General features: G+C 34.5%; 20 protein-coding genes and 3 pseudogenes. 4 read left to right on the top strand and 19 right to left on the bottom strand.

Annotated features, from left to right (window positions below; all coding sequences use genetic code 11):
- Positions 1-86 precede the first annotated feature (86 nt).
- Positions 87-1898: pseudogene (locus tag KQI71_RS08710) on the top strand (ABC transporter ATP-binding protein).
- 114 nt (positions 1899-2012) lie between these two features.
- On the opposite strand, the gene putP reads toward KQI71_RS08710, so the two are convergent.
- The 6 genes from putP to KQI71_RS08680 form a co-directional block, all read right to left on the bottom strand.
- Positions 2013-3539, bottom strand: a complete 1527-nt coding sequence (gene putP / locus KQI71_RS08705) for a sodium/proline symporter PutP (protein WP_216435522.1) — start codon at positions 3537-3539, stop codon at positions 2013-2015.
- A 128-nt stretch (positions 3540-3667) separates the two neighbouring features.
- Positions 3668-3856 carry a PspC domain-containing protein gene (locus KQI71_RS08700; protein WP_216435521.1) on the bottom strand — a complete coding sequence of 63 codons (189 nt, stop codon included), beginning with the start codon at positions 3854-3856 and terminating at the stop codon, positions 3668-3670.
- Between the two features lie 21 nt (positions 3857-3877).
- Positions 3878-5137 carry a glycoside hydrolase family 10 protein gene (locus KQI71_RS08695; protein WP_216435520.1) on the bottom strand — a complete coding sequence of 420 codons (1260 nt, stop codon included), beginning with the start codon at positions 5135-5137 and terminating at the stop codon, positions 3878-3880.
- Positions 5138-5155: 18 nt separating this feature from the next.
- Complete coding sequence (locus tag KQI71_RS08690; protein ID WP_216435519.1) at positions 5156-5932, bottom strand: HAD hydrolase family protein; 777 nt, start codon at positions 5930-5932, stop codon at positions 5156-5158.
- Positions 5933-5943: 11 nt separating this feature from the next.
- Complete coding sequence (gene aroA, locus KQI71_RS08685) at positions 5944-7221, bottom strand: 3-phosphoshikimate 1-carboxyvinyltransferase (protein WP_216435518.1); 1278 nt, start codon at positions 7219-7221, stop codon at positions 5944-5946.
- Between the two features lie 2 nt (positions 7222-7223).
- Positions 7224-8330 carry a prephenate dehydrogenase gene (locus KQI71_RS08680; RefSeq protein ID WP_216435517.1) on the bottom strand — a complete coding sequence of 369 codons (1107 nt, stop codon included), beginning with the start codon at positions 8328-8330 and terminating at the stop codon, positions 7224-7226.
- Positions 8331-8539: 209 nt separating this feature from the next.
- Between KQI71_RS08680 and KQI71_RS08675 the strand changes: the two genes are divergently transcribed.
- The gene (locus KQI71_RS08675) at positions 8540-9082 is read left to right on the top strand and encodes an HD domain-containing protein (RefSeq protein WP_216435516.1); all 543 of its coding nucleotides are present in this window, start codon (positions 8540-8542) and stop codon (positions 9080-9082) included.
- A gap of 86 nt (positions 9083-9168) precedes the next feature.
- Here the strand turns inward: KQI71_RS08675 and phnX are convergent, their stop codons facing one another.
- The 8 genes and pseudogenes from phnX to KQI71_RS08635 form a co-directional block, all read right to left on the bottom strand.
- Complete coding sequence (gene phnX / locus KQI71_RS08670) at positions 9169-9945, bottom strand: phosphonoacetaldehyde hydrolase (RefSeq protein WP_216435515.1); 777 nt, start codon at positions 9943-9945, stop codon at positions 9169-9171.
- Positions 9938-11038 (bottom strand): 2-aminoethylphosphonate--pyruvate transaminase, encoded by a 1101-nt coding sequence (phnW, locus tag KQI71_RS08665; protein WP_216435514.1) that lies wholly within the window; start codon positions 11036-11038, stop codon positions 9938-9940. The genes phnX and phnW overlap by 8 nt, the downstream gene beginning before the upstream one ends.
- Before the next feature lie 4 nt (positions 11039-11042).
- Positions 11043-13691, bottom strand: a pseudogene (locus KQI71_RS08660) (extracellular solute-binding protein).
- Positions 13663-14496: pseudogene (locus KQI71_RS13000) on the bottom strand (ABC transporter ATP-binding protein). The pseudogenes KQI71_RS08660 and KQI71_RS13000 overlap by 29 nt, the downstream one beginning before the upstream one ends.
- A gap of 161 nt (positions 14497-14657) precedes the next feature.
- Positions 14658-15536 carry a MurR/RpiR family transcriptional regulator gene (locus tag KQI71_RS08650; RefSeq protein ID WP_216435513.1) on the bottom strand — a complete coding sequence of 293 codons (879 nt, stop codon included), beginning with the start codon at positions 15534-15536 and terminating at the stop codon, positions 14658-14660.
- Between the two features lie 130 nt (positions 15537-15666).
- Positions 15667-16131: a TspO/MBR family protein gene (locus KQI71_RS08645; RefSeq protein ID WP_216435512.1), complete on the bottom strand. Its 465-nt coding sequence runs from the start codon at positions 16129-16131 to the stop codon at positions 15667-15669.
- 72 nt (positions 16132-16203) lie between these two features.
- Positions 16204-16872 carry a YoaK family protein gene (locus KQI71_RS08640; RefSeq protein ID WP_216435511.1) on the bottom strand — a complete coding sequence of 223 codons (669 nt, stop codon included), beginning with the start codon at positions 16870-16872 and terminating at the stop codon, positions 16204-16206.
- Complete coding sequence (locus tag KQI71_RS08635) at positions 16872-18155, bottom strand: M18 family aminopeptidase (protein WP_216435510.1); 1284 nt, start codon at positions 18153-18155, stop codon at positions 16872-16874. Before KQI71_RS08635 ends, KQI71_RS08640 begins: the two co-directional genes overlap by 1 nt.
- Before the next feature lie 194 nt (positions 18156-18349).
- On the opposite strand from KQI71_RS08635, the gene KQI71_RS08630 reads away from it, so the two are divergent.
- Both KQI71_RS08630 and KQI71_RS08625 read left to right on the top strand, forming a co-directional pair.
- Positions 18350-18706, top strand: a complete 357-nt coding sequence (locus tag KQI71_RS08630) for a cupin domain-containing protein (protein WP_216435509.1) — start codon at positions 18350-18352, stop codon at positions 18704-18706.
- 4 nt (positions 18707-18710) lie between these two features.
- Positions 18711-19202 carry a hypothetical protein gene (locus tag KQI71_RS08625; RefSeq protein ID WP_216435508.1) on the top strand — a complete coding sequence of 164 codons (492 nt, stop codon included), beginning with the start codon at positions 18711-18713 and terminating at the stop codon, positions 19200-19202.
- A 29-nt stretch (positions 19203-19231) separates the two neighbouring features.
- On the opposite strand, the gene KQI71_RS08620 is transcribed toward KQI71_RS08625, so the two are convergent.
- The 5 genes from KQI71_RS08620 to iolC all read right to left on the bottom strand — a co-directional run bounded on the left by KQI71_RS08620 (position 19232) and on the right by iolC (position 25607).
- Positions 19232-20404: a MalY/PatB family protein gene (locus KQI71_RS08620; protein WP_216435507.1), complete on the bottom strand. Its 1173-nt coding sequence runs from the start codon at positions 20402-20404 to the stop codon at positions 19232-19234.
- Positions 20405-20575: 171 nt separating this feature from the next.
- The gene (locus tag KQI71_RS08615) at positions 20576-21727 is read right to left on the bottom strand and encodes an iron-containing alcohol dehydrogenase (RefSeq protein WP_216435506.1); all 1152 of its coding nucleotides are present in this window, start codon (positions 21725-21727) and stop codon (positions 20576-20578) included.
- 104 nt (positions 21728-21831) lie between these two features.
- The gene (locus tag KQI71_RS08610; RefSeq protein ID WP_216435505.1) at positions 21832-22617 is read right to left on the bottom strand and encodes a 5-deoxy-glucuronate isomerase; all 786 of its coding nucleotides are present in this window, start codon (positions 22615-22617) and stop codon (positions 21832-21834) included.
- Positions 22618-22634: 17 nt separating this feature from the next.
- The gene (iolD, locus tag KQI71_RS08605) at positions 22635-24563 is read right to left on the bottom strand and encodes a 3D-(3,5/4)-trihydroxycyclohexane-1,2-dione acylhydrolase (decyclizing) (protein WP_216435504.1); all 1929 of its coding nucleotides are present in this window, start codon (positions 24561-24563) and stop codon (positions 22635-22637) included.
- Between the two features lie 21 nt (positions 24564-24584).
- Complete coding sequence (gene iolC, locus KQI71_RS08600; RefSeq protein WP_216435503.1) at positions 24585-25607, bottom strand: 5-dehydro-2-deoxygluconokinase; 1023 nt, start codon at positions 25605-25607, stop codon at positions 24585-24587.
- Between the last annotated feature and the right edge of the window lie 308 nt (positions 25608-25915).

The raw sequence follows: 25915 nt of genomic DNA, 5'->3' as shown, positions 1-25915 counted from the left end.
TATTGCTTTCAAATATTCCCTCCTTTAAACTACTAAAGAAAGATTATCTGGAACTGATTTCCAGAGACAGGAGGCTTAAAAATATTATGAATACCAGAAATGATATCCATCCAGAACAGCAAACGGATTCTATGTGGCAAGAAGAAGCCATTATGATGGAAAACTTTAAGAAACATCAAAAAAGTAGTCTAATTACACTACTTTCTTTATTTAAAGGGCATTACCTTGCACTTATGGGGTCTATTTTATTCTTTATTATTAAACACTCCCCAACTTGGGTGCTACCAATTGTTACTGCCAATATTATTAATGCTGTGACAAATCCCAAAAATAACATGGTTCAAACATTAACAATAAACACCATAATTATGATTATTTTTCTTGTACAAAATATTCCAACCAATTATATCCATACATGGTTATATGCAAAAACAATTCGTACGGTAGAAAAAGAATTACGTGGTGCTCTTGTCTGTAAATTACAACAATTATCCATTGGTTATCATAAAGAAATGCAATCTGGAAGATTACAGTCAAAAATTATGCGTGATGTCGAACAAGTACAAAATCTTGCATCGCAAATTTTTATCTCACTGCTTGCAATTATTTTAAATATTGCCGTTTCTTTTGGTGTCGTTATTTTTAAGAGTAAAATTGTTTTTTTATTTTTTGTTTGCACAATTCCAGTATCGGTAATTATCATGATTGCCTTTAAGGGAAAAATCAAAGTCCATAACAAAGAATTTCGCCGTGAAATGGAAGAAACTTCTGCAAAAGTTATGGAAATGGTAGAAATGATTCCTGTAACAAAAGCACATGCCATGGAAGAACAGGAAACAAAAAAAATGGGGGAACAACTAAAAAAAGTTGCTCAAAAAGGACTGCAGCTTGATATGATTCAGACATATTTTTCTTCTATCAGCTGGGTAGCTTTTCAGATTTTTCAAGTTTTTTGCCTTGCATTTACCGCTTATATTGCCTGGAAGGGAATGATTGGTATCGGAGATATCACTCTTTATCAGACATATTTTTCCAGTATCGTAGCTCAAATTGCTGGTGTTGTTACCTTGCTTCCAGTTCTTACCAAAGGACTAGAATCAATTGAATCTATCGGAGATGTCCTTTGTGCCAATGACATTGAAGATACTAGAAAGAAAAAGAAAATTTCTAAACTTCATGGAGATATTTCCTTTGAAAATGTTAGTTTCTCTTATAAAAACGAAGATCATCCAATTCTTTCTAATTTAAATCTTCATATCAAGTCTGGTGAAACCATAGCATTTGTTGGTGGATCTGGATCTGGTAAAACGACTATTTTGAATCTTACGATTGGCTTCCTGCGTCCACAAAAGGGGCATGTAAAAATTGATCATCAGGATCTTATGGATTTGAATTTACAAAGTTACCGGGAACATATTGCTGTTGTTCCACAGCAATCCATTTTATTTACTTGAACTGTTCATGAAAATATTACATACGGAGCAACTGACATCTCAGATGAAACACTTTGGGAAATTATAAAGGCCGCTAATTTGGAAGATGTCATTCAAAACCTTCCAAATGGATTAGATACTATGATTACAGAACATGGTGAAAATTTATCTGGTGGACAAAGGCAGCGTATTTCTATTGCAAGAGCCTTTATTCGAAATCCACAGATTCTTATTCTCGATGAAGCCACTTCCGCTCTGGACAGTGTATCAGAAAAGAAAATTCAGGATTCCATTCAACATCTTGTAAAAGGTCGTACTACTTTAATTGTTGCTCATAGGCTATCCACCATACGAAACGCAGATAGAATTGCAGTCATTGGAAATGGTGGTGTAATGGAATGTGGATCTTATGAAGAACTTATGCAGAAAAAGGGAGAATTTTATCGTCTAGAAAATCTTCAATAATAAAAAAAAACAACCATCGCACAATTTGCTTTGGTTGTTTTTTATCATTTATTTAATGTAAATTAAATCTCATAAAATGAAAGAAAAACACTTAATATAGATTAACTTACCATTTTATTCTGCTTTACTTAAACGCTTCGCTTCTTCAAATTCTTTCTGAATAACATCCGATGGTTTTTCTGTGCATAAACTTACAACTACGATTAAAATAGAAGAAATAATAAATGCAGGCAGTAAGCAATAAATACTGAAAATTCCACCTAGTTTTGCTAAGGTAAACGGCCAGATAAATGCGATAATTCCACCACTTAACATTCCGGCAATCGCACCCTTTAAGTTTGTACGTTTCCAGAATAATGAAAATAATACTAATGGACCAAAAGCTCCACCAAATCCAGCCCATGCATTTTCTACTAATCCAAAGACTGAACTATTCTCATCCATAGCAATAAAAACCGCAATCAATGCAATAACAATCGTTGTTAACCTAGAAATCATTAAAATATGTTTTTCTTTTGCATTTTTATTAAAAATTCCATGGAACAAATCCTTAGATACACATGCTGATGCAATCAAAAGTTGAGAATCAGAGGTACTCATTGTTGCAGCAAGAATTCCAGATAAAATAACTCCCGCTATTAATAATGGAATAAATCCATGAAATAAATGTGTTGTCATATAAATGAAAATTCTCTGATTTCCATTTCCAGCAAGTTCTTTTACATTTGGATATAAAGCAGCGCCTGTAAATCCAATACATACAGCGACAGTTAAAGAAATTAATACCCAAATCATGGCAATATTTCTAGATTTTCTTACTTCCTCCGGATCACGGATTGCCATAAAACGCACTAAAATATGCGGCATTCCAAAATATCCAAGACCCCAAGCAAGTCCTGAAAGGATCGGAATAACTCCCTGAAATACTGCATGTCCACTTGCCGGATCATGGTATTTCATTAAATCAAAAAAGCCTTCTAAACCTTTTCCATAATCAATGACATTTCCAACTCCTCCAACAGTAACTACACCGATAATTAAAACAATGACAATTGCAAATGACATTAACAGTCCTTGAATTAAATCTGTTGTACTAGCAGCTAAAAATCCTCCTAATGAAGTATAAACAACGATAACGGCTGCACATACAATCATACTTGCCTGATAATTTAACCCAAAAACAGAATTAAATAAAGTACCACATGCTGCAAATCCGGATGCTGTATACACAGTAAAAAATACAAGAATCATAATTGCTGAAATACTACTTAAGATTTTTTTCTCATCTTTAAAACGATTGCTAAAAAAATCCGGTACTGTAATAGAATTTTCAGATACTTCTGTGTAATGACGCAAACGCTTTGCAATAATTTTCCAGTTTAAATAAGTTCCAAGAACAAGACCGATTGCTGTCCATCCGGCTTTGCTGAATCCAGTTGCATAAGCAAGCCCTGGCAATCCCATTAAAAGCCAGCTGCTCATATCAGATGCCTCTGCACTCATAGCAGTCACCCAAGGTCCAAGTCCTCTTCCACCAAGGAAGTAATCTTCCGATGTTTTATTTTTTTTGCTATAAATTACGCCAATCCATACAACAAGCGCCATATACGCAACCATAGCAATTAAAATAGGTAGCTTCATATGATATTCTCCTCTTCTAGTATTTTGTTATGTTAAGAAACCAAGTCATTACTGACTTGGTTTACAATATACTGCAATATTTTAGCACAATGCATGGGAAAAATCAAATAATGCCCACAATATAGATGCTATTCTACACGTTCTGGCATAACTATTGCTGCCACAATATAAATTAATAATCCTGACCCTGTTGTACAAAAAAGTGCAGCAATAATTCTTACCAAGGTAGGGTCTATTTGAAAATATTCTGCAATTCCGCCACAAACTCCTGTTAAAAAACGATTGTTTTTTGATTTGCATAACACTTTTTTATTCATATCTTCCCACCCTTTCATTCTTTATTTTAAAACTGTCTTTAACTGTGCTACTGCTTTTTTACTTCCGGAACGATTAAAGTCCTGATAATCAAAAAATGCAAATCCATCAACAGATTTTTTCAATCCATATTGTACCTGTTTTTTTAGAATGTTCCGATCCGATCTCCATTCTGATTTCTCTGCTGAATTCTGTCCTACATTATATCCAACACGGTAAACACCAATTCCAAGATATAGTTTTACTTTTTTGCTTTTTGCAGCTTTTACCCAACGATCTGTTACTTTATCAAATGCCGCCGTTGGATGATGGAATCCCCAATAAACCTGTGGAGCAATATAATCTACATAGTCTTTGGAGTTAAGCCACTTATTAATATCTACATAATAAGAATAGTTACTTGTCAAATTATCAATATTTCCAGCAGGACTGATTCCATAAGTAACTTCTGGTTTTACTTTCTGAATTTCTTTTTTCATCTGACGTACAAGTAAGTTTACCTGTTCTCTTCGATAAGCAGCAATACTTTTTCCTTGCTTTTTATAAGAAGATTTATTGTATTCTGGAGCATCAAATGCAGTTTTTACATTGCTTGATGTGAAAGATGGATAAAAATAATCATCCATATGAATTCCATCAACATCATATTTTTTCACGATTTCTTTTGCCCCATTTACAATCAGATTTCTAACTTGTTTTTTAGATGGATTATAATAAATACTTCCATTATAAACTAATACATTTCTTTTTGTACTCTTTTGACTATACCATTTTCTCGCAGGATTATTTGCTGAAAGTCCATTGATATTTGTACTTCCAAGAGTTACTCGATATGGATTAACCCATGCTTCAATTTTCATTCCATTTTTATGAGCAACGGAAACCATAATCTTCAAAGGATCAAATCCCGGATTTCTTCCCTGCTTTCCTGAAATATATTTCGACCATGGAAAATATTTTGACGAATACATTGCATCTCCAAATGGTCTTACTTGAACAATAATACGGTTCATTCCAACATTTTTAGCCTTCTTTACAACACCTGTCATATAAGACTGAAAGGTGGATGCATTTACTTTTTTACCCTGATCACGATAATCAGAATAATCATAATAAGAAAACCACATTGCTTTGTAAGTTTCTTCTGTTGCTTTTTTCACTGTTTTTTTCGCTGTTACAGACTTTGGTGCCTTTGTTTGTGCCGCCTGAATTACAGTCTGGCTGCATAAATCTACAAACATCGCACTCACTAAAAGTAATACCAATAATTTTATTTTTTTCATTCCTATACTTCTACTTCCCTAATTTATCCATTTAAAATATTTACATGCTTTTTTTATTCCATCATTTATGTTGGTATCTGTCACATAATCTGCCATCTCCTTAAGTTCCTGACATCCATTTCCCATAGCTATTGACATCCAATCTTTACAAAACATATCCATATCATTATAATCATCTCCAAAGACAACAACATGTTTGGGATCTGCATGAAGATGTTCCATCATCTTGAGGATCCCTCCACGTTTATTATCCGGTTGAAACATCAGATATTCCGGTTCAAACCTCAAATGTCCTACCAGTTCTTTTGTTGTCAGTTTTTCTTCTTCCTCAGCTGGAATAGAAAGATAAACTTTTAAAAACTGAGGTATCTTTTCTATTATAACAGAATCATCTATGATATATCTAGTTGGTTCTTTCCTTTTTCCTGCCTGTTGAAGAAAAAGATCATCTTTCATGTAAACATCTTTTGTATCATCAAGGGCTACACACCATCCATATCCAAGACTTTCTGCCTGTCGGATAATTTTAATGCAGCCCTCTCGATTCAGTGGAATATTTTCTACAAAATTATTATTTATTACGATTCCATTTCCGCCGTTACATACCATATTTTTAAAGCCATTTGCTTTTATAAATTTTTGAGCTTTGTAATGTGCACGTCCTGTTGCAATTGCAACAAAATGTCCTTCTGCTTCTAGTTTTTTTAATGTTTCCAATGCACTTTTTACAACTTTTCCAGTCGTTCGATCTGTCAATGTTCCGTCAATATCAAAAAAGAAATACTTTTTTTCCATGATATCCTTCCTTATAACCGTAACTGTTCTAATTGCTCATAAAATGTTGGATATGATACATCCACACACTCAGAATCCTCGATCACAGTCTCTCCTTCTGCATTAATTCCAGCGATTGAAAATGTCATAGCAATTCGATGATCATATTTACAGTGAATACTTGCTCCATGTAAGGGATTTCCTCCATGAATGATCATTCCATCTTCTGTTCCCTGTGCATCAACACCCATTTTTACAAGATTATCAACGGTCAATGCAATTCTGTTAGATTCTTTTACTCTTAATTCTTGTGCATCTTTAATGATTGTTTCTCCTTCTGCAAATGCAGCCAAAAGTGCAATCGCAGGAATTTCGTCAATCAATGTTGGAATAACATCTCCACCTACAACAGTTCCTTTTAATTTGCTGGTACGCACAATCAGATCCGCTGTTGGTTCGCCTCCATGATCTTCTACATTTTCCATAGTAATATCAGCGCCCATATCTTTACATACACGTAAAATTCCATCTCTTGTTGGATTGATTCCAACATTTTTTAATCGGATACAAGAGTTTGGAGTAATAAGCCCCGCAACAATGAAAAAGGTTGCAGAGGAAATATCTCCAGGAACTGTAATATCGCATGCATGCATTTCCTGCGGTGGAGTAACGGTTGCCGTTTTTCCTGAAGATTTTACATCAACGCCAAAGGCTCTAAGCATCAATTCCGTATGATTTCTTGAAAGTGCAGGCTCTGTAACACTCGTTTGTCCATCTGCATAAAGACCAGCTAATAAAACACATGACTTAACCTGCGCAGATGCTACTGGTGAATTATAATGAATTGCTTTTAATGTTTTTCCATTGATTTTTAATGGTGCACATCCATCCCCATTCACACTTTCAATATCTGCTCCCATCATTTGAAGTGGTTTCATAATTCTTCCCATGGGACGTTTATTTAAAGAGGCATCTCCAGATAATACGGTCTCAAAATCCTGTCCAGCAAGAATTCCTGAAATCAATCGAGTGGTTGTTCCGCTATTCCCAACATCTAATATTGTATTTGGCTTTTTTAAACCGTGAAGCCCATTTCCACATACTGTTACATTTGTTCCGTCTTGTTTAATTTCTACTCCCATTTTTTGAAAACAGTCAATCGTTGCCAGACAATCTGCCCCGGAAAGAAAATTACGGATATGTGTTGTACCCTTTGATAAGGCTCCAAACATAACCGCTCTATGGCTGATTGATTTGTCTCCTGGAATCGAAAGTTCTCCTTGTAGTCCTTTTATTTTTGTCAGTTTCATTATTATTTCCTCTCATATACTATGTAATTTTTATCTCTTAATACTTCTTTTGCCCGATTTGCAGACGCTTCATCATACAACATTATTTTCAGAACACCTTCTTCAAATTCGCGATTATGAATGATACCGATATTCTTAATACTAACTTGATTTAGTGCAAGTAATGTTGTTGTCGTTGCAATTGTTCCAGGTTCATCTGGAATATCGACAAAAATTTCATAAGATTTTTCCATAAGTCCCATTGCAATATCTGGTACAGAATCTCGATACTTTCCTGCTTCTTTAAAATAGTTATTTAAATATGTATGGTCCTGTGCATCCAGCGCAAGAATAACATGATCCAGCTGATTTTTCGCCTGTTTTAACAGCTCTTTAATATTTTCTCGATTTGATAATGAAATTTGTTCCCATACAACCGGTGAAGAAGATGCAATTCTTGTAATATCCTTAAATCCACCAGCTGCCAGCTGTTTTAAAATTCCATTATCAGTATCCATATTTTTTACAAGATGTACAAGTTCTGATGCGATAATATGCGGAACATGACTGATAGCAGCTGTATAAGCATCATGTTTCTGGTAATCTAGAAGGATCGTCAGTGCACCAAGTTCTTCTATAAAATTCGTAAACTCTTTTACTTTTTCCTCACTTACCTTTTTTGTCGGTGTAATAAAATAGTAGGCATTTTCTACTAGACGATCGGAACTAAAAGAAAAACCAGCCTTCTCAGACCCTACCATCGGATGTCCTCCAATAAAACACTCTTCCATTCCAAGTGTTTCTACTTCTTTATGAATTTCACCTTTTACACTCCCAACATCCGTAAGAATACAATGTTTTCCAATGGATTTTTTCAATACAGAAAGATATTGTACATTATATTGTACCGGAGCACATAAAAAAATATAGTTGCAGTCTGCAAAATCTACTCCACAGTCTGTAGCTATCTCATCAATAATTCCATCATCCAATGCTTCTTTTAGTGTATCCTTTTCCTCATCAAATCCGATCAGATGGTAATTGGGAAATACTCTTCGTATTGTTTTTGCAATAGATCCTCCAATTAATCCAAGTCCGATAAATCCAATGGTAAAATTAGTATCTCTCATTTTTCTTTTATCTCCTTTGATTCTTGCTATTATTTTACCGTTGGTTTTGTAAAAAGTCAATACTATCACACTTTAAAGCAAAAAAGTGTTTTTTCTACAATCTTCCATAAATTTCGGAAAAAAGTACGCAAAATTCTATTGAATCGTAGAAAAAAATCATTTATCATTGGGTTAGACGAAGAAAACTACCAACCAAAGGAGCATCTCACATGTTTGAAAAAGCCGTCATTTACGCAACAAAAGCACACAATGGACAGAAAAGAAAAGGCACAAATCTTCCCTTCATTATTCATCCGATGGAAGTTGCGGCTATCGTATCTGCTATGACTCTTGACGAAAATATGTTATGTGCAGCAGTTCTCCACGATGTTGTTGAAGACTGTGAAGATATCTCTATAGAAGATATTCGCAAAGAGTTTGGTGACATTATTGCTGCCCATGTAGGCAAAGAAAGTGAAGATAAAAGTAAGACATGGAAAGAACGAAAAGGACGAACCATTGAATTTCTGAAAAACGAAGCTTCCAGAGAAGCAAAAATTCTCGCACTTGGAGATAAACTTGCAAATATTCGTTCTATTGCAAGAGATTACAAAATTCTCGGAGAAGAATTATGGCAGAGATTTAATATGAAGGACAAAGACACACAAGGCTGGTATTACAAAGGCATGATTGAAGGATTTCGTGAATTAAACGAATTCAATGAATATGCAGAGTATTGTCGTCTGGTAGAGCAGGTCTTTGGAAAAATCTGATTTTTCATTAGAAAGAACTTTTTCATTTTCTGTACAAAAAAACGCACTGGAATTTCATTGTTTCCGAAATTCCAGTGTGTTTTTATTTATAATGAAACAATACCTAAAAGGTCTGACATATCGCGGATAACATAATCCGCTCCTGCTTCCAGAAAGTTCTGCTTTGTTTTTTCACAAAGATCTTGTTTTTCCTCTTCTGACAGTGCTTCATATTCTTTTTGTGATAGCCCCATCTCAGAACTTCCTTCCAAAACTGCAACAGAAAGAACTCCTGCATTCTTTCCTTCTTTTATATCAGAAATCGTGTCACCAACTTTGATAACATGTTCTACCGATGTTACTTCCAAGGTTTCCATATTTTTAAATATCATATATGGATATGGACGACCTTTTTGATGAACAGCATCCGGACTAAACCATGCATCAGGCTCATATCCATTTTCTTTTGCTTTTTTTGTTACAATTTCCATCATCTTATCTGTATAACCAGTTGTAGAACCAATTTTTATTCCATGTTTCCTTAAAGATTCCATGGTCTCGATTACTTTTGGTTTTACCTCTGCAAATTGATCCAATACACTAAGAAGCATTTTTTCATAAATTGTATACATCTTCTGTACATCTTCTTCTGTAGAAGGTTTCCCATATTTTTCTCTCCATAAATTTTGAATTCTCTCCATAGAAAGCATGGTTCGAATATGATCAATCTTTAACATTCCCATCGGTTTTCTTACTTCTTCTATCGTTGGTTCTATTCCAAACTCTTTAAATACTTCCGTAAATGCCTGCACAGGTGCAAAACATCCATAATCAACCGTTGTTCCTGCCCAGTCAAAAATAACTGCTTCTGTTTTCTTATCCATGTTTTTTCTCCTCCAGAAATTCTTTCATAATGTTACAAAGAGCTTCCACATCTTCATGATAAATTTCTCCAATATTTCCAATACGAAATGTTTCAGCTTCTGTTACTTTTCCAGGATAGATTGCATAGCCTCTGTCTTTGATATATGCATACATTTCTTTAAAATCAAAATTTGCATCTTCTGGAAAATAAAAAGTTGTAATAATCGGTCCTTGGTGTTCTTCATCAATATAAGTTTTTAATCCCATTTCTTTAAATTTACGAATAATTTCACGATTATTTTGATAATAACGTTTTGATCTTGCCGCAATACCGCCCTCTTCTTCTAATTCCTTCATTGCCTGTGCAAAAGCAAGAACGGTATGTGTTGGGGAAGTAAATCTCCACTTTCCGTCTTTCTTCATTGTTTCCCACTGATCGTAAAGATCAAGTGCCAAGCTTCTTGCCTGTCCTTTCGTCTTCTTTAATGCCTCCATTTTTGCTATAATAAAAGCAAATCCTGGAACTCCCTGTATACATTTATTCGCACTACTAATTAGAAAATCAATTCCAAGGTCTTGCACCGGAATGTCAACTCCTGCAAAACTACTCATAGCATCGATGATCATTGTTTTATTTTTTCCCTTTACAACTTTTATAACACTTTCAATATCATTTAAAATACCAGAAGTCGTCTCACTATGTACCATAGAAACATGAGTAATCGCATTATCCTCTTCCAAAATACGCTTTACTTCCTCGGCATCTGGCACTTTATCATAATCCTGATGATAAATACAATAAGAAATTCCAGCATGTTTTGCAATATCTTCCATCTGTTCTCCATATGCTCCATTTGCAACAATCAAAAGTTTATCATTTTTTCCAACCGCACTTGTAAGAACAGATTCTACTCCAAACGTCCCACTTCCCTGCATTAAAATTACTGTGTAGTCCTCTTTATTGGCATGAGCAAGCTCTAAAAGCCCATTCCTTATTTCTTGTGTAATCTTTTTATAATCATCATCCCATGTACAATGATCAAATAACATTTCTTTCTTTACTGTATCTGTTGTTGTCAGTGGTCCTGGTGTTAATAATTTATATTTTTTCATCGTTTTATTTTCCCATCGCTTTCTCTGATAATTCTTGATGTTTCTTTAATAAATCCAATGTCAATTTTTCTTTATATGTTTTTGGATTTCCTGATATCTGATCTTTTGCTTCTTTCTCTCCTTTATAAAGAGGCACTGGATAATTCTTGATTATTTCAGATCTTCCTTTTTTAACAATGCATTCTGCCATTTTCATTGCAAGTTTACTCTTATTATCATTTTTATTTAATACAGCTACGGACTCTGTCAAAGTAAAGTTTCCTTCTGTTGGATCAATATAATCAATTGGAAGCCCATTCTTTTTATCTGCAACTGCCTGTTGTCTTAAACCAAATCCAATGGCAACTTCTCCAGCTCTCACTTTTTTGATCGGCCCTGACCCAGAATCTTCAATATGATCGCCTGCATTTTTATAGATATCTTTTAAAATATTTTGTGCTCCTTTTTCTCCATATTGTGATACTAATCCCTGAATAAGTAACCATGCCGTTGAAGATGCTTTTACATCTGTTACGGAAATATATCCTTTATAAACTGGTTTCGCAAGATCTTTGATTGACTTTGGAGTTGGAAGGTGATTTTGTTTCATTACTTTTGTATTCAAAATTAAAGTTCCCTCCTGTGCCGTAATTGGAGATTCATATGATGCAAAATCATTTTCTTTCAACAGATTTCTTTGAAATGTCAAATCTTTAAACATATGGTTTTTCTTCTGCGCACTCTCTACATAAAACGTGCTCATCGTAATCAAATCTGCTTCCAATTGTTTTCCTTCTGCAATCAGCTTGCCACCGAGTTCGGATGTACCAAAAGTCTGGAATGTATATTTTCCTTTATATCCATTAGAATCTAATGTTTTTTTCATCGCATCCACTGCTTCATCATCAGCGTTAGAATAGATAACAACTTTATTATCTGTCTTTTTAGAACTACAGCCTGTCATAGCAATACCCGTGACTGCCATAAGACCTGCAACACAAATAACCGCAGCTTTTTTTACAAATTTTCTCATGTTTTTTTGTTTCCTTCCTTTATTAGATTGTGTTTTTCTGTTGGCCAACCATTGAAATACATACTTTGCAATGATATTGGTTGCTAAAATCAAAATTGATAATACAAAAACTTCATTAAATTTATTGTAGTATTGAAGTTCCTTAATCTTTGTTGTGATAACCATCGTATATGCACCTGCTAAGAAAATAACGGCACTGATCGTTACCATTGCATTAACAAAATAATAGCTAAACACTTCAATGATCGTTCCTATTGCATTTGGTGTTACTACACGAATAATCGTTTTTAACCAGGAATCCCCCATCAACATTGCTGTCGTTTCCCAAGATGCATTCATCTTAGACAGAGAATTTTTTACCATAAGATATGGTGTAAAAAAATAATGGACAACATCACAAATAATTAAAATTATAAACGTATTTTGAAGACTTGTTCCGGTAAAGGTAAAAAATGCAATACCAAGTACCATTCCAGGAATTGTATTAATCACAAGTGCAATTCCCTCCAAAACATTCTTTAATTTTGAATTTAAAGTACTTCTTGCTGTTACTAATGCTGCCCCATAACTTACCAACACACCAATCACCGCTGTTGCAACTGCCACAAACAATGAGTTTGTATAAACCCCTAAAAGATCTGGATCGGAAATTACAGATTTTACATGTTCTAGGCTAAATCGAACTTCATACGGCCATTCTTTTACAAATGGTATTACAAAGATAACTGCAAAAATTGATAATATACAAAGCATGATTCCAGCACTAAGTACTCCAAAAATACCATCTCTTATCATATTTTTTTCTATTTCCACCGCAGAAATCTTGTTGTACCGGATATTGTAACGTTCCAGCCATTTCAAAATAATAATACTAATCACTGATGGCATTAGCATAACAAGAGCAACAACAGCTCCACGATTAAAATCTGGAATGCTTCCAAGCATTTCTTGATACAAAATACCTGCGATTGTATCAACACGCCCTCCAACCGATGCTGGAATACCAAAGTCCGTAAAACTTAAAAAGAACGATTGAATCATAGATGTTGCAAGAGTCCCCCATAATGGGCGAAGAACCGATATATAGAAATTTGCAATTGCATTGTCTCCCATCAATTTAGACACAACACCAAATTTTTTATCAATATAACTCATCGTATTATAAATCAACATAAATGCTGTCGGTATTGTATAGATGACATATCCAAGTGTTAGTCCAGGGTATCCATACATATAAAATTCATGACCAAACAATCGAGTTAAAAGTCCTTGTTTTCCAAAAGAATAAATAATCGCAAATCCATAAGTAATTGTTGGAAGCAACATTGGAAGAAGTGCTACCCAATGAACGAGTCTCTTCCATTTCTGTGACACATTCGCATAATGAATCGTATATGCCAGCAAAAAGGCAAGTACCGTTGTAATCAATGCACTGCTTAGTGAAACAATCAAACTATTTTTTAACGCTTTTAAAAATCCAGATCATGTCAGTACACTTTTAAAATATCCAATTGTAAAACTTCCATCTCCAAGAAATGCCTGCTTCAAAAGATTTACAAAAGGAATTGCAAGAAATACAAGAAAGAGTAATACGATCACAGTATAAATGATTTTAATTTCCAGGTTTTTTCTCTTTTTCATTTTTCTCTCCTTTCTTATACTCTATGATACTTGACTGTCCGCTCTTTTTTTGCTTTGTCTGATTTTCTTCAAACAGCGTATAAATATTATTTCTTTTAATCTTTAACTGATTTAAAATAAATTTTTCTACAAAGGTATCACTTGGCTTATGAATAATTTCTTCCGGATGACCGAACTGTGCAATCTTTCCTTCATGAACAATTAGTACACGATCAGATAAAGTAAGCGCTTCCTCAGGATCATGTGTCACGATAATTGTCGTCAAATGATATTCCTTTGCTATCGTCTTAATACGATCTTTAATTGATTCTTTAATAACCCCATCCAACGCACTTAATGGCTCATCTAAAAGAAGGATTTTTGGTTTCATTACCATGGTTCTTGCCAGTGCTACACGTTGTTTTTATCCACCAGATAATTGCTCGATTCTTTTGGATAAGTGTTCCCGAAGGCCAAGTAAATCAATCAAATCATCTACTTCCTCTTTTGTTGAAATTCCTGGCTTATTTCTTAATCCATATGTAATATTTTTATAAACATTCAAGTTCGGAAATAAGGCATAATCCTGAAAAACGATATTAAATCCTCTCTTTTCCATTGGAAGATTCGTCATATCTTCTCCGTTATAAATAATTTTTCCACTATCTGCTTCTGTAATTCCAAGAATTAAATTTAATAATGTTGTTTTTCCGCATCCTGATGGACCAAGAATTGAAACAATTTCTCCATCTTCAATATCGAGATTAATTCCATCAAGAACTATCGTTCCATCATAGGATTTCTTTATATTCTCCAGTTTTAACATTTTAAAGCTCCTTTTTCCTGCTTTTTTCAATTATTTTTCTGTTTCAAACACGACCCATTATAACAATATGCTTTTTTTTTCAACTATCATAAAAAAATAAAGACCATGTAAAGTTCACGTAAAACTTCACATGGTTTTTACTTTGAAAAATTGTAGTAAAATTACAGATGTTCGTCTATATATGCTTTATCTCTTATGACTTTGCTGCTCTTATCTAAACATTTGGAATATTTTTCATAGTCAGATACAAGCAATCCCATATAAATCATATCTACAAGTACAAGCTGCGATGTTCTTGAAAAAATAGCATCTCCATAAAATAATTGTTCCTGGCTGGTACAAATCAAAAGATCTGCATACCGGCTAATGAGCGCATCTTTAAAATTTGTAATAACGATCGTTGTTGCTCCACTTTTTTTGGCTGCTTTCATGCTTTCCACAGTATCCTGTGAACATCCACTGTAGGAAATTCCAATCGCAACATCCTGTGGTGTAAGATTGCTAGCACAAATTCGTTGATGATAAACATCATCCATATGACGACAATTCAGTCCCAAATATAAAAGTTTCGTCAAAAGATCTTTTGCTGTAACATTGGAATTCTCCACACTGTATATATCAATAAGTCTTGCATGATTCAATACTTCAATTACTTTTTCATACGTTTTCAAGGAAATATTTTTTAAATTTTCTTCCATGATTTTTGCTGTTGTTGTTACAATCTTCTTTGGAATATCCTCTAATTGATCTTCTTTACTTAAAGAATAACCATATAATAATGTCTCACTATTTCTAGAATCTTGAGTTCTTGCAAGTTCCTTAATTAAAGCATGACGAAATTCCTTATATCCATGAAAACCGATGGCATGCAACATACGAAGAATCGTCGGCTGACTTACTCCACATTCTTTTGCCAGATGACCAATGGACATATCTGCTACTTCCTTTAAATTTTGTATTACATAATCTGCCGCTTTCTGTTCTGATGTTCTCATATCTCCATATCTTGTTTCTATTCGCAAAATAAATTCGTTCTTCATAAGATCCTCTCCTGTACTTTTATTACAAACTTTTGTATTTTTTTACTGGCATCTTGTTTTCTTCTATTTTATCAGAGCACCAAATAGAAAAATCAGCAAAATTGTTAAATGTTCGTAAAATAAAATTTTTTCAAGAAACTGCAATCCATAAGTTCAAATATCCAGCGAATGTAACCCATAAAAGATAAGGAATCATGAGTTTTGCCGCATCTTTCGAAATTTTTCCAAAATGAATCATAGTGGTTAAAATAAGATACCACAATAACACAAGCCAGAAAAAAGAAAACCAGTACCATTGTTTCTGAAAAAAGAGTACTGGCCATAAAAAATTAACAAATAACTGCCATCCATATATTCGAAGGGCCTGTATACGCTGAGTTGATTGTGACGATACTGCAATTAAATAAGAAGCAATCCCCATTAAAAGATATAAAATCGTCCAAACAACAGGAAAAACCCATCCGGGTGGTGACAATGGTGGTTTTTTCATATTCTCAAAAATTTCCATACTATTTCCTGCAAGTGCCCCCGATAAAGTCCCTGCAATCAAAGGAATTGCCAAACAAATCACCAGTGTTTTCCATTTTACCTTCAAAAAAAATACCTCCACATACAATCTTATAGTACCTATTGTATGCAAAGATATTTATTTTCATTTATGTAAATTTTAATTTCTATATTCTTTGATCATTAGCACTACAGAAATAGCTAACAAAACACTACAGATAAAAATGGAATGTTCTCCTGCCTTTCCAGTTAAAAAGCCGCCAATGACTGCACCACAAACAAAAAAGGCTATGATTCCATAATAATGAAATCCCTTATTTCTATAAGAAGAATCCCCTGTTTTAAAAAATTGGAAAAATGACTCTGTTCCACTTCTTAAATTTCCAGTACACATCGTACTCGCAAATGGATGTCCATGCACTCTTCGAAATGTTTCAACTTGCATGGCACATACAAACGAAATTAACACATTAGCAATTACGTTCATCTTACCAAATGGAATAAATCCAACGATGGTTAACATAATCACTTCCAAAACGACTACTCTTTGTCTCCAATGAATTCTATGTTCCTCCTTATAAAACTTTTTTACAAATTCTACAAGGACAACACCAAGTGCAAATGCGAGAATAGGAATCAGATAATAAAGCGCCTGCTCAAAATTTCTTTTTTCTATATAGACACCAAACATAACAATATTCCCTGTCTGGGCATTTGCAAATACATGTCCACGCATCAAATAACTGTAAGAATCTAAAAAGCCACCCACGACTGCAAGAATTGCCGAAAGGAAAAAACTTTCTGACATTTGTAGATGTTCTTTTTCCATCAGATTTCCACTTCCTTTCCAAGTTCATAAAACGCTTTTAACAAACGAATCATGCTATGAAGATCTCGAATGCCTGCAGTCTCATAAGCAGAATGCATTGCAAGTTGTGGAAGTCCGATATCTGCAGCTTTCATTGAAACCTGCCCCGTCAGAATATTTCCAAGCGTAGAACCTCCTGCCATATCAGAGCGATTGAAAAAAACCTGGTATGGTATTTCATATTTCTTACATAAGTATTTTACAAGTGCACCTGATTGTGCATCCGTTGTATACTTTTGTGCCGCATTATATTTTAAAACAATCCCTTCATTTATATAAGGACGATTTGATGGATCTGTCTTTTCCACATAATTTGGATGCACTGCATGTGCATTATCTGCCGACATTAAAAAGCTATCCGCCACTGCCATAAAATATTCTTCTTGTGTTTTTCCAGACAAACAGCAAATACGTTTTAAAATCTCTGGTACAAATGTTGAACCTGCTCCTTGTTTTGTTCCACTTCCAACTTCTTCATTATCAAAAATGCAACACATCGTTACATAGTCATCCGATAACTGACTATTTAACATTGCTTCTACAGAGGAAAAGACACATTCAAGATCATCTAGTTTTGGCGCACAGAGGAACTCTTCTTCTTCTCCAAGAACTGTTCCTTTCATACGATTGTACAAGAACAAATCGTATGATAACAATTCTTCTTCCGAAATCGCTGCTTCTTTTGCAATCATTTTTGTAAATGCATCCTTCTCCAAAAGTCCTCCGAATAATGGAAGCAAATCTTTTTGTGGATTTATTTCTCTTGGTCCACGATTTCCCATATGAATTGCCAAATTAGGAATTATAAGCAAATCACGATCTACATGAAACAAACGACTTTCAATTTTTGCATTTCTTCCTATTATAATACGCCCAGCAACTGATAAAGGACGGTCAAACCATGTATCAGGAATCATCCCACCATATTTTTCAATATTCAATTTTGTATAATGTTTTTCAACCTCAATTTCTGGATCTTCCTTGATTCGAAACGTCGGTGAATCACTATGACTTGCTACAATATGAAAACCAGAAAAATCACGTTCCGGCATATGAAATGCAAGAATGGTACTTCCATTTCTTATAACAAAATAATTCTCACCCTTTTTCAGATTCCAATGTTTCTTTTCTTGTAGTTGTATAAACCCATGATCCAAAAATCTTTTTTTTACGTTATCAATTACATGAAAACAACTTGGACTCTCTTCGATAAATTTCAATAAGTTTTTCACGCTTTGTTCCACGATAAAGCCTCCCAAAAATTTCTTAACGAATATTTTATCATACTTATATTAGAAAAGAAAGAAGCGCCATCATATGAATTTCATATGATGGTTATGCAATTAAGAATTTTGTCAAGTTTTTGTTGTTAAAACAACAGACTTTTTTATTCCTTTTGCTTATAATAAAAACATAAAAAATGAAGGGAGTTTTTATTATGAACACATATCCATATATCAAAAATATTCGTCACGAAGAAATTTTAAAATTAGCTGATCAAGTACATGCAGAAGAAGGTCAGGTTGTTAGTAAAACTCTTGCACAAAATGACTATGTAAGTGTTACTCTATTTTCATTTGCAAAAGGAGAAGAAATCGGTACCCACGATTCCATTGGAGATGCTATGGTTACTGTTATGGAAGGAACTGGAAAATTCGTTGTTGACGGTAAAGAATATTTCTTAAATGCTGGTGAATCACTCGTTATGCCTGCGAAAAAACCACATTCTGTCCACGCACCAGAAGCATTTAAAATGATGCTTGTTGTCATTTTCCCATTAGAACAGGACATATAAAATTATGATTTCTCTTTCATCACTACGTGATCAGCTTCTTGGTTGCATAATAGGACTTTCTAAAGTTTGTTCTATGCATACAAAAACAAGCCAAACAGATCTCCTAATTCTTTCTGCACTGGCAGATTCTAAAAAGCCAGATATTACAGAAGATGCTTTGCAAAATACTATTTTGCAAATAAAACGTGAAAAGTCAAGAGTTGCTCCAATGTGTGAAGGCTGCGCAGCACCATGTGGAAATTCTGATAATTATGACATGAAAAGACTATGGAAAGCCCCAAAAGAAATCCGGAGGTTAAAAATTTCTATTTTGCTTGGCATCCAAACCATGGCTTCTTATGTAATTTGCCAAAGCCAAGAAGAAACTTTTGACGAAAAAATTTTCTTCTTTTTCCACAAAGCACTCTTTGTTCTTTCAGAAGACTGGAACGAAAAACAATTGTATGACGTTGTTCTAGAACTTGGTGAATACTACGAATTTTTAAGAAACCAATAAAAAAGGAAGGATGATTTCTCCTTCCTTTTTTATAAGATCATTTGGATTCTTTTCAATGCTTCTTTTAACGTTGCCCTCGGACAGGCAACATTGATCCTCTGAAATCCTCTTCCACAATTTCCAAAAATCGCTCCACTATCCAACCATAATCTAGCTTCGTAAATGATCTTCTTTTCCAACTCCTCATGGCTGAATCCAGTTTTTCTAAAATCCAGCCAAACAAGATAGGTTCCTTCATGATCGATCATCGTCACTCCCGGAAGATTTTTTTGTACATACTCCTTTGTATATTGAATGTTTGCTTCTACATACTTTTTCATTTCCTCATACCATACTTCACCTTTCGTATAAGCAGCTTCGCATGCGATCAATCCACATGTATTTAAAAGCCCTGCTCCGGCTGCCTGTATTTCTTTTCTAAAAGCTCTGCGCATTTTAGGATCTGCAATTATAATATTAGAAATCTGCAATCCAGCCAAATTAAACGTTTTACTTGGCGATGTGCAAGTGACTGTTATATTTTTATAAGCTTCTTTGATATTTGCAAATACTTGATGTTTTCCTTTAAAAACAAAATCTGCATGAATTTCATCACTGACAACCATAACACTATGTTTCAGACAAAGATCCCCGATCATTTCAAGCTCTTGTTTTGTCCATACTCTTGCAACCGGATTATGAGGATTACAAAGCAGAAATAATTTCACATCATTTTCTATGAGTTTTTTTTCAAAATCTTTAAAATCTATATGATATCGATGATCTTCTTTTAGCACAAGATCACTACTGACAACCTGTCTTCCATTATTTTTAATTACTTCAGAAAATGGATAATATACTGGTGATTGAATCATCACATGATCTCCTGGATTTGTAAAAGCTCTAACTGCCATTGCAAGTGCAAAAACTACCCCTGGTGTCTTAACAAGCCACTTTTCTTCAATATTCCACTCATGATGTCGCTTCATCCAATCTCTGACAATTTCAAAATATGATGTCTGTACTTCACTATATCCAAAAATTCCTTTTTGAATATAATGATTCAATGCTTCTTTAATGTAACTAGACGTCTGAAAATCCATATCAGCTACCCATAAAGGAAGTACATCTTCTGGCATTCCTTTTTTCTTGGCAAAATCATATTTTAGTGATTTTGTATTCCTTCTATTTTCAATTTTATCAAAATCAAGATTTTTTTCCATGAAATTTCCTCCTGTTTGTGAACTTCTTTTTATTTTATCAGATTTTCTTTTTTTATTCTACGAGAAACGGGATACCAGCCAGCTGTATGTTTCAGCCAGATGGTATCCCGTCTCACGGTTTCAAAAAAGTTTATCAAATTATTTGGTTGTTAGGACGAAGAGGAATTATAATTACCATAGTTTTCTATAAATTTCTTTTACATCTTCTACGGTCATTGCTTTTCTTGTATTAGATGGACTTCCACTTTCCATAGCATCTGCCGCCATCTTATCAATGACATTGAAAAATTCTTCTTTATCAATTCCATATTCTTCTAATGTTGGTGTTTCTAGTTCATCACAAATACCAACAACAGCCTGTAAGAATTTTTCACTTGCTTCTTGATCAGAATCGCTATCTGATGCTACATTAATTGCTTTTGCAAGATCAGCAAATCGATCATATGCACCATCTAATGCATAAGTAAAACACTGTTTTAACAGCATAGCATTGGAAAGTCCATGAGCAACATGGAATAATGCCCCTATTGGGCGACTCATTCCATGAACCAGTGTTACAGATGCATTATTAAATGCAATTCCTGCTTCCAATGCTGCAATTGACATCTGCTCTCTTGCTTCTACATTTTTTCCATCATGAAAAGCAATTGGAAGATATTTAAAAATTCTTTTAATTGCAGAAAGAGCGAATGTGTCAGATAATGGCTGCGCAAGTTTGGATGTATATGCTTCAGAAGCATGGGTGAGGGCATCCAATCCTGTTGCAGCTGTGATTTTTGGAGGTGCTGTCATTGTAAACTGTGGATCAATGATCGCGTAATCTGGCATTAATACAGCACCTTTTAATAACATTTTTACATCATTTTCTGTATCTGTAATAATGGTAAACTGTGTTGCTTCAGAACCTGTTCCCGCAGTTGTTGGAATTGCTACCATTGTTGGAAGATCTCCCCCAATAATTTTTCCCATATAATCAGAAATATTTCCACCATTTGCTGCGAGAGCTGCGATCGCTTTCATAGAATCAATCGGACTTCCTCCACCCAATGCAATCAAGAAATCACATCCGTCTTCTTGATAAAGACTCAATCCATTCTTAATCATTGTATCGGTTGGTTCTCCATTAATCTCACTATATACAATATAATCAATCTTTTGATTTTTTAAAGCTGTTTCTACTTTTTCACAGTTTCCAAGCTCTACCATAACTTTATCCGTAACAATTAAAGCTTTACTTCCTAACTGGCTTAATTTTTCTTCCGCCATATCTAGTGCACCAGCACCTGTAAAAATATTTCCTGGGGCGATAAATTCTCTTGCCATTTCGTTTTTCCTCCTGTTTTTTTAGTTCAAATTTGTATGTAATCGTAAGCTATGCAGTGCTACCTGCACAGCTTACAGGTATAGGTTATATCTCTTTATTCTTTTTAGAATTCTGCATCATGAAGCCATAAATATCTTTCATCTTCATTACGATCTGTCTGTAACCATGGATTTCCATCCAAATGGCGAATCATCCAACATGTGTACATCTGATACCCAGGTGCCACTGCCTGTGGATGAAGCTCTCCTCCTGGAATTGCTGAAAAGCTTCCATCTGTACTCTTAAATACTTGATCGCCAACAAAACTTGCTCCAAATCCTTCCGGATGATCAAATTTAAAATAATAAGTTTCCGGTTGTGGATGTCTGTGAGGAAGATATCCAGACCAATTTCCGCGATCATTTAATACTTCTCCAAGTACCATATTAGAATATGGTGCAATATCATGATCAAAAATTGTATTCACACGGCGTTTCGCTACATTCCCAAATTTTCCAACACAGGAGTATCCCCATGGTGCATCTTCAGGTTTATATAATTTTGATGCAAACTTTGTGTTATTTTTTGTGGATTGAACAAGGATTTCGCTGTTAACCAGCGCTTTTACACTAACTTTTGAGCCAGTGCAGACATGTACGCACCATGGGCCTTCTGTGAACACATCTTTGCGATCTGCTTTCTCTTTTTGACCATCGAATTCAAATTCAATACTTCCACTTAATAAAAGAACTGCTGTTTCTTCTCCATCTTTCTGGAAAATTTTTTCTTCTCCGGCTTTCATTCGATATACACGAATGTCCATTAGCATTGCTTTATAATCATTGTCGTATGTTGTTAAAATTTGTTCTCCATTTTCATTAAATTCCGGATATCCAAACACTTTGCTCATCTATTCTTCCTTCTTTCCTAGTAAGCTCTTGCTTCTCTTCTACCTTGCATAACCTCTTCGCATGCTTCTCTTACACTTTCTTTTTCGGAAGTTGTAGCAATTCCAACATTCCACCATGATTCATATCCATCTGTCATTGTTTTTGGAATAACTTTTAAATCAAACAGGCATGCAACGGTCTGTTTCTTTGCATCTTCTAATGCTGCCTTCAACTCATCAATCGTCTTACATGTGTAAGATTTTAATCCATAGCCTTCTGCTACTTTCGCATAATCTACCGGGATTAAATCTCCACAAGGTTTATTTCCTTCTCTATAACGGAATTCTGTAGCAAGAGATCCAATTCCATGTGTCATCTGAAGATTGTTGATGCATCCAAATCCACAGTTATCAAAAACAAGAATATTCGCTTTCTGTTTTTCCTGCATCATTGTCATAATTTCACTATGTAACATCTGGAAACTAGCATCTCCAACAACTGCATAAACCTCATTGTTAGGTTCTGCAAGTTTTACGCCAAGAGCTGCTGCCACTTCATATCCCATACAAGAATATCCATATTCTGCATGATATCCGCCTCTCTTATCTGTTGTCCATACACGCTGCATACAACTTGGAAGACTTCCTCCTGCTGTAATAATCGTAGCATCATCATCAATTACTTCACGAATTGCTGCAAGAGCTGCTGTCTGTGTAATTTTCCCTTTTGTAAGTTTTACAAATTCTGGAATCGTTCTAGGATCTAGACTTTTAATCATTGGTTCAAATGTTTCATCATATTTATACTCAGCTAAGCGCTTCATTTCTTTTTCCCATACAGCCTTAGCCTCTTCAATTTCTCCATGATAAGAAGAAACATATCCCATTTCTTTCAATTTTTCTGTTAATGCTTTTACCGTTACTTTTGCATCTCCAACGGCCTTTACAGAATCCAGTTTATATGCATGATACCTACTATTATTGATCGATACAAATTTTACATCTGGATTTGCAAACTGTCTCTTAGAGCCTGTTGCAAAATCAGACATTCTGCTTCCAATTGCAATAACAACATCTGCATCTTTTGCAAGTACATTCGATGCATAAGTACCAGTAACACCAATTCCTCCCATACAATATGGATGACTTGATTTACATGCACTCTTTCCTCCCTGTGTTTCTCCAAATGGGATCTTAAATTCTTCACAGAATTTTTCAACTTCTTCTCCAGCTTCTGAGTATCGAACACCTCCACCAACAATGACAAGCGGTTTCTTTGCCCCTGCAATAACTTTTGCAACATCTTCTATTTCTTCTTCTACTGCAACTGGTCTTGTAATTCTGTGAACTCTTTTTTCAAAAAAGTAATCTGGAAAATCAAAAGATTCACCTTCTACATCTTGGCAAAGCCCAATACAACATGCTCCTGTTTCTGCAGGATCAGTTAATACCCTCATTGCATTGATCAATGCTGTCATAATATGTTCCGGTCTTGTAATACGATCCCAATATTTACATACTGGTTTGAATGCATCGTTTGTTGTTGTAGAAAGACTATTGCTTTGTTCTAACTGCTGAAGTACTGGATCTGGCTGTCTGGATGCAAATGTATCTGCTGGAAATACCAACAATGGAATATTATTTACAGTTGCTGTTGCACATGCTGTTACCATATTAGCTGCTCCAGGTCCAACAGAAGAGGCACAAGGAATAATCTTTTTTCTTCCATTTTGTTTTGCATAAGCAGTTGCTACATGACACATTCCTTGTTCATTTCTTCCCTGAAGAACACGAAGATTTCCAGGATTTGTATCTAATGCTTCTCCTAGTCCTACTGCAATTCCATGACCAAAGATTGTAAAGAAACCTTCTACAAATTTTGTTTCTTCTCCATCCATGGAAACATACTGATTATCTAAAAATTTTACAATTGCCTGTGCAACTGTCATTCTTGTTGTTTTCGCCATTTTTCTTCTCCTCCAATCGATCTAAACTCTAGCAATCATTTCACCATATTTTTCTTTTGTTTCTTTAATGAAATCTTTTACTTGCTGCGGATTTGGAAGTTCTTCTGAACAAGAATTGCTTCGTACCATCATAGAAGCTTCTGCAGATCCAAATTCCAAGCAATCAATTACTTCCCATCCCTGATAAATTCCATAGAGGAATGCAGATCCGTAACCATCTCCTCCTCCAAATCCTTTTCTTGCATTTACTGGAAATGGTTTAATTGAGAAATTCTGTCCATCAATTGTGTATGCTGTAGAACCTTTCATTCCATGTTTGATAACAACAATTTTCGCATTATATGCTTGCCATGCCGCTGCACTTTCTTCATCTGTTCTTCCTGGCTGAATCAGTTTTTCTGTTAAATCAAATTCTTCTCTAGATCCCATAATAATATCAGCCTCTCTTGCTACCATGGAATAATAGATAGAAATTTCATCTGTATTTTTCCAATTATATTCTCTATAATCAATATCAAAAATAATCTTTGTATTATTTTTCTTTGCAAGCATAACTGCTTTTAATGCTGCTTCTCTGGAAGGACTTTCTGCAAGTGCTGTTCCTGAAATCAAAATTGCTTTTGACTGTCTGATATAATCTTCATCGATATCATCTACAGATAATTGTAAATCTGCGATACAATTACGATACATTAAAATACTGCTTTCTTTTTCTGATAACATTTCTGTGAAAGTAAGTCCAAGTTTTTCTCCATTTGTACACTTGGTAATATGACTTGTATCAATTCCTTCTTTCTTAAAGAAATCAACAACAAACTTTCCAAATTGATCATCTGAAACTTTTCCAAGAAATCCTGCTTTCAAACCATGTCTTGTAACACCAACAGCGATATTTGCAGGAGATCCTCCAACATATTTTTTAAAAGTTCTTACATTTTCAAGTGGTCCAAAAGGTTCTTCTTCCGATGGATTAAAATCAATCGCTACACGTCCCAGTAAAATTAAATCCATAGGTCTTGTTTCATCAAATTCCACATACTTCATAACTTTCACCTCATTATTCTTTATTTGCGTGCTTCTGTGTGCTTTCATTTTTATTATTGCGTGTTTTCTTTATGTGCTTATATTAACACGCACGCATAAAATGTGCAAGTCCTTTTTTTGATCTTTTTTCTTTTTGTATATTTGCATATCTTTTTGCTGATTTTTTGTTTAATTTGCACTATTTATAGTGTTTTGACACGCAAAAGCACATTTTTATTCTTCTTGTGTGCTTTCTCAAATTCACACACATCGTTTTCCATAACTTATAGTTATAGCGAACTTTATTTTTTCCATATTTTACACTTTTT

This window comes from Anaerostipes sp. MSJ-23 (assembly GCF_018918155.1).
Classification (GTDB): Bacteria; Bacillota; Clostridia; order Lachnospirales; family Lachnospiraceae; genus Anaerostipes.
Note: the sequence above shows the minus strand (reverse complement) of the source record. Positions and strands in the feature narration are given on the sequence as shown.